Genomic DNA, 14,650 nt, shown 5'->3' on the forward strand with positions numbered 1-14,650 from the left:
TGAATAAGGACTTCCATTCGATATGAAATTAAATTTATATCTAGCCAGTAGCGTTGTTTGCAGTGCTTTAGCGTTATCGGCGTGCCAAACTGCACCCCAATACGAAAATATTATCACGTTAAAAGCAGATAGCGATTTAGATGGCGACGGTGTGCTTGATGAGATAGACGAGTGCCCTGAAACGCCACCCAATATAGTGGTCGATGCTAAAGGTTGCAAAATAGTAATTGAGGGAGGAGATGCACTTGAAATGGAGTTCAGTGGATTTTTCCCGCCAATGAGCAGCCAGTTACCTACTATCTATGATGCAGAGTTTGCAAAAATGGCAGAAAAGATTAATGAGTATTCAGAAGCCAGTGTCTTTGTTTTTGGTCATGCAGCGACAAATGAAATCTATAGTGGTTCTTTAGTACCTTTTGGTTTTGATTCTTTAGCGCGCAATCGGGCACTTTTTATCAAAAATACGTTAGTGCTAAAGCATAATATTGCATCTGAGCGTATCCGTACTTATGATTGTTCAAATAAGATTCTAGTTACAGATACAGCATTTATAGACCCAAGTTTTAAAAAGCTTAATTTGAAGAATATTGAGTCAAAGCAAAGCCGCGCAACGTTAATGGCAAGCAGTGATGTACATGACTTAAGCAATCTTAAGTATGTATCTTATACAAGAAAATATGGTGAGTATGCGAAGCACTGTGAACTATTTAAATAATAAATTAAGTATTAGTTATCAAATACTACAGATTATCCTCACCCCAATGCCGAAAACACAACCATTAGTACTGGCGACACAATATTAATAATAAAACCAAAGCTAATAGCAAGAGGTACGACAATCAGCCCACCGGATTGTTGAATAATAGGCAAGGTAAAATCGAGACTGGTTGCCCCGCCAAGCCCCACTGCTGAGGTTGGATATTGACGCATGACAAGAGGGATAAATATCAGCGCAAAAAACTCACGGATTAAGTCATTAAATAGCGCCACACTGCCCCAAATCGCGCCATAGGCATCCGTCATTACAATCGCTGAAAGCGAATACCAACCAAAACCTGACGCAAGTGCCAGCCCTTTAGTCCATGACACATCGGTAAACAGCATCGCAAACATTAAGCCGCCTACCAATACCGCAACCGTAAAGACGATGCTCATCTCAACGCCGCGTTTATTAAGCATAACCTCTTTTAACGTAATGCCTGAGCCTTTTAGCCCGATACCTACGAGTAATATAAGCAGCATGAGCATGACAGTCATAGTCGAATCAGGCGGCAAATAAGCAGTCGGCAAAAAGTGCCCAATGATGAAACCAACAACAACGCAGCTAATCTGAATCAAGCTGCCACGCATACTGACCGGATGATGTTGACCCTTAACGGCATTTTTCTTGGCATGCCATGGGCGCAGTCGGTCGAACAGCATTAACGCCAGTAGTCCGGTGCCAATGGTGAGTGCTGATAACACGGTCACATATAGCACAATTTCGCCCAACTGATTGCCAAGCCCATCCACTTGTGACAGCTCAATACCAATCAAAGTCAAAATGACAAAAACCAGATAAGATAAGCCTTTATCGGCAAATTTGCTAAGGCGTGGATGAGAGGGAATGACAAAGCCAATAAATAACGGCATTAACACAAGAACTAGGGTAAGTAGGCTTTGCATGGTAGCTGGCTCGTAACAGTGGTACTAAGATGATACTAAGCCGGCGATTGTAACATAATGACGCCCGAAATCTGGCATGGCGATGCAAAATTCAGAACGCCAATATGCACCATGTAGTGTTTATTGGACTAGCGTTAATAGCTTTACTTTATTCCTTTACTTTATTCCTTTAGCGCCTTTCCTAGACTGCTTATTTAAGCTGCACCAACATTGGCAAATAAAGCACGGTCGGCGATTAAATCACCGCTTGCCGCTACCCGTTGCTGTTTATCTTTGGCAAAATCAAGCATGCGCTGTAATGGTTTTCTAGCAGCCTCTGCGACCTCAGGGGTCAGCAATACTTCGCCACTATTGTTAATTAAACATTGCTCAATGCCTTGTAAGCCATTCATCGCCATCCATGGACAAAAGGCGCAGCTTTTACAACTGGCGCTTTCACCAGCGGTAGGCGCGGCTAAAAATCGCTTATGCGGTGAGCGTTTTTGCATCTCATGTAAGATGCCTAAGTCAGTTGCTACGATAAAGGTATCCGCGTCCATCTCATATGTTGACTCAAGCAATTTACTCGTTGAGCCGACCACGTCAGCGTGCGCCACGACACTATCAGGCGATTCAGGATGTACCAAGACTTTTGCCGTCGGATACTCTTCTTTTAATTGCAATAGCTCGGTTGCTTTAAACTCATTGTGCACGATACACGAGCCTTGCCATAACAGCATATCTGCGCCTGTCTCACGCGCAATATAATGCCCCAAATGACGATCAGGTCCCCAAATAATGGTTTCGCCTTGCTCATGTAAATGACGAACAATATCTATCCCCACGGATGAGGTGACAATCCAATCCGCACGTGCTTTGACTGCGGCGCTGGTATTGGCATAAACAACAACGGTACGCTCAGGATGGGCATCACAAAATGCTGAAAAAGCATCAGCAGGACAACCCAAATCCAGCGAACATTCGGCTTCTAAATCTGGCATCAGTATCGTTTTTTCCATACTGAGTATCTTTGCCGATTCACCCATAAAGCGTACGCCAGCGACGACCAAGGTCTGGGCACTGTGCTCTTGTCCAAAGCGCGCCATCTCTAGCGAATCGCCCACACAGCCACCCGTTGCCAAGGCTAAATCTTGAATAAATGGATCAACATAATAATGGGCAACCAATACCGCGTTATGTTCTGCCAATAGCTGCTTAATATTAGCTTCAACTTCTAAGCGCTTGGAGCGCGGCAAATCGGCTGGTATTTTAGCTTTAGCGTATTCGATAACGGACTGTGAGATGATACGATTGTCAGTGGTTAGAACTGGCGCGTCATAAGGATAGTTTTTCATACAGATAAGCCTCTGGTGCGATTGGGGCGAGAGCAACAAACATTGGGCGAATAAAAAAGAGAAAAGATAAATTAATGATACTAACTTCCATGTTTTGCAATTATGCTCGTTTTGAGCATAAATACAAGTGTTTTTTATTTGATTGCTTATTTATTTTATTTAAGGATAGTTTTTACGCTTATCGTAATGCGTAAATATAGGGATAAGCGCGTTTGTAAAATCCAATTCACGTTATACTGACCCTTATTAAAAAATGTAGTGACAAGAGCGCTCATTTATCAAAGCACTTACTATTTATACAAGTTAAAGGGTAATTAAAAAATATCATGACGTTGTCTTATTCGCATGCGCATCAGCAGGGCAGTGGTACGACCGAAGTGGTCGCGGTGCTGATAGCCATTACCGACCATACCGCACGTGTTTTAACTGTTGATCAAGGCAAGCTGTTGCCCAATGGACCATTGATGCCATTGCATCGCTCACTACAGGCGGGCGTACGGCAATGGGTTGAAGAGCAAACACAGCAGCCGCTGGGCTATCTAGAGCAGTTATACACTTTCGTTGATACCAATCGCCGTAATGAGAATGGTCATGCGCTGGTGTACGTCAGCTATCTGGGCTTGGTACAAGAGACGCAAACGGTGCAATTACAAAGCCAAGCGATATGGCGCGATTGGTATGAGTATTTTCCATGGGAAAATCATATCAATGGCGCGCCAGATATTATCACCGGCTTTCTCATATCGGCTTTATTGACATGGGCAGAAACAGCGGTTGATAGTGTGGCTCAGCAGCGCCGTCGCCAGCGTATTGGTTTGTGTTGGGGAATAAGTGTAGATATAGACGACCATCAATCAAATGTTTCTAATAGTGCTGAGCCGAGTAATGTATATATTAATCATGATAAAAATGAAGCTACAGAGTGGGTGGCTGAACATGTGCTTTTACGTTATGAGATGCTCTATGAAGCAGGCTTAATTCCTGAAGCGCCGACATATCCGCCAAGCTATCTAGCGGATAAGTTGCTCGACAAATTACCCCTTGACGGATCACAAAAAATTGGCATACCCATGTATTACGATCATCGCCGTGTGATTGCCACAGCCATCTCACGACTGCGTGCAAAAATTGCTTACCAACCGCTAATTTTTGGCTTAATGCCGGATGTGTTTACTTTATCGCAGCTGCAACAAAGTGTTGAAGCATTATCCGGCGTACCGCTACATAAACAAAACTTTCGGCGTCTGCTTGATTCGCAAAATTTGGTAATACCAACTGGTGCAAGTAGTACCGCTCAGCGTGGTCGCCCAGCAAAGCTATATCGTTTTCAACATGATATTGAATTACAAAGCTTATTGATGGATAGCAAATTGCCAAAACGTAAATAACGCTATTAACAATGCTGTTTATAAATGCAAAAGCGTAAATTTATGCGTTAAAACTCTCATTTTTTAGCATAAATGTTAAAAATATAATTTATACATAAATACCAGCCTTGCGGGCCTTCCAACTTTACGCTATATTTATGCTCAATTTGAGTGTAAATAGAGTTAATTAATATTAATAAAGAGCCAAAAAAGGGTCGTATATGACAGATAAAGTAGAACCCGCGCTAGCAGAAGTGATACTCAAACCGTTGGTTGAAGCGGCACTGATTGAAGACTTAGGTCGGCGTGGTGATGTGACCTCGCAAGCAACCATTCCAGTAGAGATGCAAGCACAATTAGAGATTAAAGCGCGGCAGGCAGGCGTGATTTGCGGTATGGATTTGGCGCGTTTAGCCTTTGCTTTAGTTGATAGCCAGATTGAATTTAAGGCGCAAGTTGCTGATGGACAATATGTTACTGCGAATACGGTATTAGCAACCGTACGTGGCAATGCGCGTAATCTATTAACTGCCGAACGTACAGCACTAAATTTTATGACTCATCTAAGCGGTATTGCCACGGCAACACGGCAAATCGTAGATAGTGTGGCAGATTATCCGGCCCAAATTACCTGTACCCGTAAAACCATTCCCGGGCTACGTATTGTTCAAAAGTATGCGGTACGCTGCGGCGGCGGGCGCAATCATCGTTTGGGTTTGGATGATGCCATTTTAATTAAAGACAATCATATTGCTATTGCTGGTGATATCAGCACTGCCATTCAGCAGGCACAACAGTTTGCTGGTCATCTGATACCGATTGAAGTTGAAGTGGATACTTTGGCACAATTGGAGGTGGCACTAGACACTGGGGTAAATTTGGTCTTATTAGACAATATGCCGCCCAAATTATTGCGCCAAGCCGTCATCATGTGTCAAGGACGAGCGAAGACCGAAGCATCAGGCGGTATCACTCCAGCCAGTGTCCAAGCCGTAGCAGAGACGGGCGTAGATTTTATTGCGATGGGTTATCTGACCCATAGCACAACTGCGCTTGATATTGGACTTGATTTTAGTGCATAACTTTTATATTGCTTTTATCAAAAACTCTTAATAACTGTTAAATAATAGTTATTAATTAGTACATTAACGATTAAAAAAGTGTGCAGAAATCATCTAAAGTTAATGATTTAATTCGCTTATCCGCCTATGTTACAATGCCACTGTTACCCGACAATGAGGTCATCGCTGCACACGCACGATGACCTTATCTTTTTGCCGATAGATAAGTGAGCGTCAAATGGATACTGAGATTATCAAAATTATTCTCGCCTTTATGGTGTTGATTAATCCGTTTAGTGCCCTGACTTTGTTTCTAGATTTGACCCGCGGCTACTCGATGACCAATCGACGTAAAGTGGCGCGTATCGCTTGTTTAACCATTTTTATTACCATCAGCTTTTTTACCTTAGCAGGTGAGGCGCTACTCAAAATACTGGGCATCTCGATTGGGTCGTTTCAGATGGCGGGTGGTATTTTAGTATTTATGATTGCCATTAACATGATGAATGGTGAAGGCAATCCGGTCAAACCGGATCAAGAAAACTTTGATGTGAGCAATATTCACGACCAGTCGCCGAGTATGGCATTTGCTGTCGTGCCGCTTGCCATTCCAATGATGATTGGTCCGGGCGGCATCTCGACAGTAATTATTTATTCTTCGCAAATATCTGGTCTGTTACGCGTGTCTGCGGTACTTATTGCTGGCTTGTTAATCAGTATATTTTGTTATTTAGCCTTGATGGCAGCGGGGCGTATCAGCCGTGTGCTGGGAGATACGGGTCTGAATATCATGAGCCGTATTATGGGCATGCTGCTAGCAGCAGTAGCGATAGAGATTATCGTTAGTGGTCTACGCACACTATTTCCAGATTTGCTATAGTTGTTGTAGTTTTCCTGCGATTGGTGTCTGCTTATATCTTGATTACCTTATATTAATTTTCAACATTCTTTTTTCAACATCCTTACTGTATATTCCCTACTTATTAATAGACTGTATGCTAAATATAGTCTATTTTTTTGTCTAAAATTTACTGAAAAATTATTCGGAATCACATCTGAAAAGAGAGTTTTGTCATCCTAGTACAGGTTTTTATTAAAGTAACGCTAGAGGTTATTTAGCCAAAATCTTCATACTTTTAGACAGCGCTAACTGTCTCCATAAATTACCAAATACATGCCCTAAAAACGTCATTCATAAAAATATGTTATGATAGAGTTACAATAATATTACAGGAGTTGGTTTTGAGTAAGAAAAGAATTGCAATTTTAGGGGCAGGTCCGAGTGGTTTAGCACAGTTGCGTGCCTTTGAAGCGGCTCGATTGGCAGGAGTAAAAAACTTACCAGAAATAATTTGTTATGAAAAACAGAATGCCATTGGCGGCATGTGGAATTATAGTTGGCGCACAGGCTTAGATAGGAATGGTGAACCCGTTCACGGTAGTATGTATCGCTATTTATGGTCAAATGGCCCTAAGGAATGCTTAGAGTTTGCTGATTACTCGTTTGATGAACATTTTGGTGAAGCGATTCCCTCTTATCCACCTCGTGAGGTCTTAAAAGACTACATCATGGGTCGTATCGATAAACAAGATATCCAAAAATATATACGCTTCGAATGTCCCGTACGTTGGGTATCATTTGATGATGACACGCAAAAATTTACTGTCACAGTTATGAATCATAAAACAGGCGAACAAGAAGTTGAAGAATTTGACAATGTCGTTGTTGCGACAGGACACTTTTCCACACCGAATATGCCTTATTTTGACGGTTTAGAATCTTTTCCGGGTCGTATTCTGCATGCGCATGACTTTCGCGATGCGTTAGAGTTTAAAGGCGAAGATATTCTACTCATTGGTAGTAGTTACTCTGCTGAAGATATTGGCACGCAGTGTTATAAATACGGAACCAAATCCGTAACGATTAGTTATCGCACGCAAGCGCTTGGTTATGAGTGGCCTGAGGGCATTAAAGAAGTGCCTTTAGTGACGCATTTTGAAGATGATATAGCACACTTTGTCGATGGTACCAGTCAACAGTTCGATGCCATTATTATGTGTACGGGTTATTTATTTCACTTCCCATTTATGCCTGATGAGCTGCGTTTACAAACACACAACTGCTTATATCCAGCCAACTTGTATAAAGGTATCTTTTGGCAGCCTAATCCAAATCTTATTTATTTAGGCATGCAAGATCAGTATTTCACCTTTAATATGTTTGACGCCCAAGCATGGTATGCACGTGATGTCATCATGGGTAATATCGAATTGCCCGATATGGCTGCACGCGAAGCAGATGAACAACAATGGCTAGCCACTTATGCAAAATGTATAACAGTCAATGACGCTATTGACTTTCAAGCGTCATTTATCCGCGATTTGACCAATGCGACCAATTATCCAGAGTTTGCTGTAGAAAAGCAGGGCGAAATCTTAAAAGAATGGCAAAAAGATAAAATCGAAAATATTATGACCTTTAGAGAAAAAGCTTATCGCTCGACATTAACAGGTACTCTATCGCCTGAGCTGCCTGAACCTTGGTTAGATGTCCTTGATGATTCACTGGAACATTTTTTAAACTTAACCTTCGTTAAACCTAAAAAACTTAAAAAGTTATCTTAATAAGAAATAAAATCGCAACAGATACAAATGTCAGCACTATACATAATTTAAAGCGGTATAGAACATCGGTATACAACTATTTATATTTGCTGGCATTGGTGTTAACTCTGATATAAATGCCATGCCAAATACAGCATGAGTATCCCAACCAACGCATCGAGAATATTCCACGCTTTTGGGTTTGCAAATAATGGTTTTAAGAATCGCGCTCCATAGCCTAGAGTAAAAAAGAAGACAAATGAGGCGCTGACTGCACCGCTGGCAAATAATAATTTACTACTTGCCCCCGTTGAGACCATTCCAACCAATACCAACGTATCTAAATATACGTGCGGATTGAGCCACGTAAAGCCCACGCATAATAGTAGTGCCTTGGACAAGCTGGTCACCACTTGTCCGTCTGTGCTTAGCGCGTGTGATACCTTGATACTGCTATATAAGCTGAGCAGCCCGTAAACTAATAAAAACAAACTACCGGCAATTTTTGCAACATCAACCACGTGCGGATAGCGTGCAGTGACGGCGCCAAATCCAGCCACACCTGCCGATATTAATAGCGCATCACTCACGGCGCAAAATAAGCAAATTAAAAAGACGTGTTCGCGCCTGATGCCCTGCTTTAACACAAACGCATTTTGCGAGCCGATGGCAAAAATAAGCGATAACCCAAGGATAAATCCAGAAAAATAATCAATGATAGGCATCAGAGTTCAACTAATTGATAAGTGAAAGAGTATGGGTTACAAAGGGTTGACTTGGATTACTTAACACAAGCGTTGCAATGCATAACAATATAAGGGTTTAACTTACTTCGATTTGTTTGTTTAATAAGCGCATAATAACTGGTTTTTATCAGTCAACACTAATCAAGACAAGTTCACGCTCACTATAAAGACGACTCAATACTAAGGATTACCAAATGACCCAAATAACTGCCATGCTCGTAATGTTTGTCTTATATGGCGTATTGCCAGCTGCAGGCATCTATTTAGGGTATCGTGGTATTAAAAAAGCAACCGCGCCAAAAATGCTCGAATATAAAGCCATGCCGCAACTGGGCTATATTCCTGAAAAGAGCTTACCAGAAACCGTAAAAAATACCCTTGCTGATATCAATCAAAAAGGTGAAAAACTGCGACTCATTTATGGTGATACCAACAATGATGGTCAAATCGATGACAAAGATGCGGTTACAGAAACTTATATCATGATCCAAAATCTTATGGATAAGCATATTCCGCAAGCTGTAGCTGATTATCGCCGTCTCTATGATTTAGAAGGAGAGCGGGTAGATACCACTAAAATTAAAAACTCTGATGTCACAGGCAAAGAAGCCCTATTAGAAGTGCTCGAAACCATTAATACTCAGTTTGATGACCTGCTCGATGCCTCTTATCACCAAGATGGACAAAAACTTTTGGTCACCAATCGCTATTTACAGCAGCGTTTTGACACATCAAACGTAGAAAACTCTCAAATTGCTACTAAGCTATAAATTATGAGATAAAAAAACTATGAGATAAAAATTATGATTGTTTGGCTTAGTATGTGTGTCATCTCAATAATAACGACTTTCTATGTGGGTAAAAAAGGCTGGCACGCGTTACATAAAGTAGTCGGTATCAGTCCCGGTGCACTCATTTACCAGCATCCCAATGCGCCATTATCCGTAACTGATATGACTTGGCAACAGTTAATTTTAAATCAACAGCATTTAACGGTGCTCTCTGATGAACAGTTGCGCCAATTACAGCGTATTGATAATAAAGTCACAGCTTATCACAGCTATCAACAAGGGCTTTGCGATCAAAATATGGCAACTGAGCACACAGAAGGGCATTTTGTGTTGCAAAAATGGTTAGCGACAAGACTACCAGAAATGCTTGCCAGTCATTATCATGCGCAACCTCGTACCTGCAGTCAAAATACTAAGGTGTCTCTTATTTATACCGATAATACTCAGCATGTGACCGCAAATCAGCTCTTACAACAAGGACTAGATAATATCGAACAACGTTCAGATAGATTTCTTGAGGAAATAGAGAGGCGTCATCTACAGGAACTGCAAGTTATGCAGCGTTATATGAATGAGCACAATCATGACTAGCAGTAATAAGACAAAACTAGGTCACAAAAAAGCGGCTAACCACTTAAGTTAGCCGCTTTTTTACTTTATGTGATTATTGAACGTTTAATTTTCCAGCTTATAGTACATATTTAACGTTGAGTGTTACGATCACGGGTATTGCGTGAACCACGACTGGCAGGGCTAGCGCTACTCTTAGGTTTCGCGGTACTGCTGCGCGTATTTTCACTACGGCGCGCTTTTAAAGGCTTCTCTTTAATGCGTTCTTGTTTACGCAGTGCCGCGCCATGTAATCCTGTGCCGTAGCGAGGACGTAAGCTCACTAAATCGGTTAGGGTATTGATATCTTTTCTATCTAACTCTAAAAAGCGACCCGTTCTCAACTCTTTAGGTAGCGCAATATCGCCATAGCTGGTTCGTAATAAGCGGCTAACTTTAAGACCTTGTGACTCAAAAAGACGGCGCACTTCGCGGTTACGCCCTTCCTTAAGTTTAACATGATGCCATTTATTAACGCCTTCACCGCCGCCTTCTTTAATGTCATCAAACTTAGCTAAGCCATCTTCTAACATCACGCCTGTCGTCATCGCCCGTGCCATAGCTGGAGTGACTTCGCCCAATACACGCACGGCGTATTCACGCGTGACTTCACTTGATGGATGCATCAAGCGGTGCGCCATCTCGCCATCATTAGTGAATAACAGTAGTCCTGTCGAATTGATATCCAAACGTCCAACCATTACCCAGCGATCATGCGTCAGTTTAGGCAGGCGCTCAAATACAGTAGGGCGACCTTCAGGATCATTAGCAGAACAAACTTCACCTTCAGGCTTATAGTATGCTAATACGCGACGACGCTTTTCATTCTCAGAGGTATATTTAATTTGACGACCATCGACACGAATCTCATCGCCTTGCTCGACGCGGTCACCAATAGTTGCAGGAGCATTATTGACAGTTACACGTCCTGATTTGATGACTTCTTCCATCTGACGGCGTGAACCAAGTCCCATACGGGCGAGAGCTTTTTGCAGTTTTTCGTCTTTCATAACGATATCCTTGAATCGGTTAGAGGCACATTTCTCAATGTATGAATACTACTAATAGAGTGGGGTATTCTACGCTATTTAGTCGGGTTAGGCGACTAATAGTATACTACTGCAAAAAAGTAGAGTTTTGTTAGGTAGCTGAGAATGAAAACTATAGAGACTAGTCTTAGCAACAGAGATTATTTAAATAATAATATAAATAAAGAGAACAGTTAAAAATCCTAAATAGTTCAGTATTTTATGAAGTTTTTTATAATAATTGACGCAAATATCGGATAAAATAAGCTTGATAAAAGTCGACTTAATATTTTATATAACACTTAAAAAAGCTTTTTATTCGTAAATACAGTAACATTTATCTAATTCTAAAGAACTTATGTTATGATGCCGATTATTTATACTAATACTGTCATGATATAGGTTTATATTCATATAATCTTGATTGCGATACTTATATTATTTACGAGGCTTCTTGCAATGCGATTGTCAACCATGCTGTTAAGTACAGCTTATTTAATACTTATGAGTCTACTTGCTGGTTGTGCCACTACTATTAGCTCCGGACTTAAAGCTGGAGAATTACCACCTAGTGGAGCTTTTGTAGCAGATAATGGGATTCAATTTAATGTACAGCCATTAACGCTGGCAACGCTCCCACCTAAACAAGTTAGTCGTCCAAATAGCGATTTATCTCACCTTATTAAAGCATCAGGTCGGACGGATTATCGTATTACTCAAGGCGATATTCTAAGTATAATATTGGTTGGCTATCCTGATATCACAACGGCAGGTGCTTCCGGCTACCCTGTAGATCAGCAAGGGTTTGTACAATTCCCCCTGATTGGACGTATTAAAGCCAGCGGAATAAGTGTACCGCAGTTTACAGCAAATCTACGTAATCAGTTGCAGCGCTATCTTAAATATTCCGATCCACAAGTAAAAATCATTGAATATCGTGGCAATAAGTTTTTTATTGATGGCGAGGTAAAGCAACCTGGTGAGTTTAAGATTGCTGATGCGCCAATTTCGTTATATGGTGCCATCTCAATGGCAGGGGGGGCTACACCAACGGGAGACTCTAACAACATTGTCTTAAGTCGTAAAGGTGTTACTTATAATATAGGCTTACAATCCTTACGACAAATGGGCTCATCTGCTAATCAGATTTATGTTCAAGATGGTGACTCTATTCATGTCAATAGTCAAAGTCGTAACAAAGTATATGTTTTGGGGGAGTTTGGCAAAGTAGAGCCTGTACCTATTCTTGAGCAGGGTATTAGCTTGGCGCAAGTCTTAGGCGAGTCTAGAGGTCTTGATTCAAATACGGCAAATGCGGCGAAGATTTATGTTGTGAGAGATCAGGCAGGCAGCCAGTCTACCAATATCTATTACGTAGATATGCAAGCAATCACTAGTTTTGCTTTAGCCAATCGTTTTGAAATGCAGCCTAATGATATTGTTTATGTGGATCCTACAGGTTTGACAAGGTGGAATCGTATTATCAGTTCTTTGTTACCATCAACATCAGCAGTTAGTGTTCTCTCTGGCTTATAAATAGAGATAAATTATGAGTTTTAATAATATCTTAGTGGTATGTGTGGGCAATATCTGTCGCAGCCCAATCGGAGCTGCGCTATTAATGGCTAAGTATCCAGAAAAAAATATTGATTCGGCAGGGTTGTCCGCTGTAGTTGATCATCAAGCAGATGCAAAAGCCTTAGCAGTAATGGCGGTAGATGGTATCGATATGGGTGAACATATTGCTAAACAAATTACAGAAGAGTTGGTAAGGACTGCTGATCTTATATTAACAATGTCAACTAGTCAGAATAAATGGATAGAGGAGCAGTGGCCCCATTGTCGCGGTAAAACTTTTAGAATTGGTCATTGGATTCATAAAGATGTAGCTGACCCTTATGGTCATGATGAGCGTGCATTTGAGACTGCTAAACAGGATATTGTAGATAGCCTTGAGCAATGGTTTAATAAAATTTGAGTAGCGATTATTTATGAGCACAGATACTACCAACACTTATCAATCTAAGCAGCAAGCTTCAGATGATGATATCGATCTATTAGCATTATTTTTCAACATACTACGTGGTTGGAAAACAATTTTATTTCTGGCGTTTTTGGGGTTGATGGTTGGCGTATTGTATTCACGCTATCTTAATCCAACCTTTAAGTCGGACGCCTTAATACAAATTGATGAAAAGTCACAAGGTATTTCTGCACTAGGTGCTAATATTTCAGAGTTGGTTTCCTCAGATGTGAGTCCTGCTCAAACGGAAGCAGAATTAATTAAGTCACGCATGGTATTACAGCCAGTAGTAGACTTATTACACTTAAGAATTCGTTTAAATGATGAAACAGTCAGTGCTGTTGATAGAATCAGACGTAATCAGACAGACACGCAGGTAAATACACCTGAAAACGTTACCCTTAATACTGAAGATGGTAAGATACAGATTAGTCAATTTAATGTTTCGAAAGCTTATCTGAATCAGAATTTTACCATTAGCCGTGCTGGTATGAAAGATGGGTTTATACTTTCCAATGGGTTTGATGAATTTAAAGGGGAAATAAATCAGGCGCACCGTTTTAATGGAACAGATGGAGTTATTCAGATTACTGTCAACGATTTGCCCAGCGCCAATCATCCTATTAGCTTGACTAAACAGTCACTGCATATATCAATGGATGCCTTAAACGGCGCTTTATCAGTAGTAGAGCGTGGCAAACAGACTGGTATTATTGAACTTTCATTAATTGGTACTAATCAGCAGCAAATTAGCCGTATCTTAGAACAAATCGTCAAATCATATGTGGGTCAAAATCAATCTCGTGGTTCAGAGGAAACGACTAAAACCATTGATTTTATGGAAACACAAATACCTGAACTTAAAGCAAAGTTAGAGTCTTCTGAAGCAGTTTTCAATGATTTCCGTAAAAAATATGGCACTATTGATGTAAGTAAGGAAGCTGAGATTTTACTGGCTGAAAACTCACAAATTGATACTCAGCTTAATGAGCTTAAACTAAAGCAAGTAGATTTAACTACTTACTATACTAATGAGCACCCCTTAGTTATTCAAATTAACGATCAACTAAAGGTGCTTAATGCAAGGAAAAAAGAGATCGACGATACGATCGCAGGTTTACCCGAAGTACAACGAGAATTCCTCACGCTTTCAGAAGATGTAGGTATCAATAGAGAAATTTATCTGACGATGATTAAGAATTATCAGCAATTAAAAATTGTAAAAGCAGGTCAGATTGGCTACGCCCGTATTATTGATATGCCTATCGATACATTTAGAGCTATAGCCCCCAAAAAATTGCTCATCATGTCATTGGCAACGATTTTAGGAGCTATGATAGGAACATGTCAATTCCAACAATTAATGTCAAATTCCAAGAATAGATGTCAAAAATCTATCTTCAGCCTTAGATTCTCTGTTAA

General features: G+C 40.7%; 14 protein-coding genes. 10 read left to right on the forward strand and 4 right to left on the reverse strand.

The window, feature by feature from the left end:
* Window positions 1-22 precede the first annotated feature (22 nt).
* A complete protein-coding gene (locus tag AAEY78_RS10710) occupies window positions 23-715 on the forward strand; it encodes an OmpA family protein (RefSeq protein ID WP_352339326.1) in 693 nt (230 codons plus the stop codon).
* A gap of 38 nt (window positions 716-753) precedes the next feature.
* Here AAEY78_RS10710 and AAEY78_RS10715 read toward each other — a convergent pair whose 3' ends face one another.
* Both AAEY78_RS10715 and nadA read right to left on the reverse strand, forming a co-directional pair.
* Window positions 754-1,665, reverse strand: coding sequence for a LysO family transporter (locus tag AAEY78_RS10715; protein ID WP_352339327.1), 912 nt, complete (start codon window positions 1,663-1,665; stop codon window positions 754-756).
* Window positions 1,666-1,859: 194 nt separating this feature from the next.
* Entirely contained in the window at window positions 1,860-2,999 is a 1,140-nt protein-coding gene (gene nadA, locus AAEY78_RS10720; RefSeq protein WP_352339328.1) for a quinolinate synthase NadA, read from the reverse strand.
* A 326-nt stretch (window positions 3,000-3,325) separates the two neighbouring features.
* Between nadA and AAEY78_RS10725 the strand changes: the two genes are divergently transcribed.
* The 4 genes from AAEY78_RS10725 to AAEY78_RS10740 all read left to right on the forward strand — a co-directional run bounded on the left by AAEY78_RS10725 (window position 3,326) and on the right by AAEY78_RS10740 (window position 8,052).
* Window positions 3,326-4,387, forward strand: coding sequence for an NUDIX hydrolase (locus AAEY78_RS10725; protein WP_352339329.1), 1,062 nt, complete (start codon window positions 3,326-3,328; stop codon window positions 4,385-4,387).
* 200 nt (window positions 4,388-4,587) lie between these two features.
* Window positions 4,588-5,448 (forward strand): carboxylating nicotinate-nucleotide diphosphorylase, encoded by an 861-nt coding sequence (gene nadC / locus AAEY78_RS10730; RefSeq protein ID WP_352339330.1) that lies wholly within the window; start codon window positions 4,588-4,590, stop codon window positions 5,446-5,448.
* Between the two features lie 217 nt (window positions 5,449-5,665).
* Window positions 5,666-6,307: a MarC family protein gene (locus AAEY78_RS10735; RefSeq protein ID WP_352339331.1), complete on the forward strand. Its 642-nt coding sequence runs from the start codon at window positions 5,666-5,668 to the stop codon at window positions 6,305-6,307.
* A gap of 362 nt (window positions 6,308-6,669) precedes the next feature.
* Window positions 6,670-8,052, forward strand: coding sequence for a trimethylamine monooxygenase (locus AAEY78_RS10740; protein WP_352339332.1), 1,383 nt, complete (start codon window positions 6,670-6,672; stop codon window positions 8,050-8,052).
* A gap of 101 nt (window positions 8,053-8,153) precedes the next feature.
* Here the strand turns inward: AAEY78_RS10740 and AAEY78_RS10745 are convergent, their stop codons facing one another.
* Window positions 8,154-8,756: a LysE/ArgO family amino acid transporter gene (locus tag AAEY78_RS10745; RefSeq protein WP_352339333.1), complete on the reverse strand. Its 603-nt coding sequence runs from the start codon at window positions 8,754-8,756 to the stop codon at window positions 8,154-8,156.
* Between the two features lie 215 nt (window positions 8,757-8,971).
* On the opposite strand from AAEY78_RS10745, the gene AAEY78_RS10750 reads away from it, so the two are divergent.
* Both AAEY78_RS10750 and AAEY78_RS10755 read left to right on the forward strand, forming a co-directional pair.
* Window positions 8,972-9,547 carry a hypothetical protein gene (locus AAEY78_RS10750; RefSeq protein ID WP_352339334.1) on the forward strand — a complete coding sequence of 192 codons (576 nt, stop codon included), beginning with the start codon at window positions 8,972-8,974 and terminating at the stop codon, window positions 9,545-9,547.
* 33 nt (window positions 9,548-9,580) lie between these two features.
* Complete coding sequence (locus AAEY78_RS10755; protein WP_352339335.1) at window positions 9,581-10,159, forward strand: hypothetical protein; 579 nt, start codon at window positions 9,581-9,583, stop codon at window positions 10,157-10,159.
* A gap of 110 nt (window positions 10,160-10,269) precedes the next feature.
* Here AAEY78_RS10755 and rluB read toward each other — a convergent pair whose 3' ends face one another.
* On the reverse strand, window positions 10,270-11,187 hold the full coding sequence (gene rluB, locus AAEY78_RS10760) for a 23S rRNA pseudouridine(2605) synthase RluB (protein WP_352339336.1): 918 nt from the start codon (window positions 11,185-11,187) through the stop codon (window positions 10,270-10,272).
* Window positions 11,188-11,664: 477 nt separating this feature from the next.
* Between rluB and AAEY78_RS10765 the strand changes: the two genes are divergently transcribed.
* The 3 genes from AAEY78_RS10765 to AAEY78_RS10775 all read left to right on the forward strand — a co-directional run.
* The gene (locus AAEY78_RS10765) at window positions 11,665-12,741 is read left to right on the forward strand and encodes a polysaccharide biosynthesis/export family protein (RefSeq protein WP_352339337.1); all 1,077 of its coding nucleotides are present in this window, start codon (window positions 11,665-11,667) and stop codon (window positions 12,739-12,741) included.
* A gap of 13 nt (window positions 12,742-12,754) precedes the next feature.
* Window positions 12,755-13,183, forward strand: a complete 429-nt coding sequence (locus AAEY78_RS10770) for a low molecular weight protein-tyrosine-phosphatase (protein ID WP_352339338.1) — start codon at window positions 12,755-12,757, stop codon at window positions 13,181-13,183.
* Between the two features lie 13 nt (window positions 13,184-13,196).
* Window positions 13,197-14,650, forward strand: a 1,454-nt coding sequence (locus AAEY78_RS10775) for a GNVR domain-containing protein (RefSeq protein WP_352339339.1), incomplete at its 3' end; no start/stop codon positions are given.

The sequence above is a fragment of the Psychrobacter sp. 16-MNA-CIBAN-0192 genome (assembly GCF_040309565.1).
Classification (GTDB): Bacteria; Pseudomonadota; Gammaproteobacteria; order Pseudomonadales; family Moraxellaceae; genus Psychrobacter.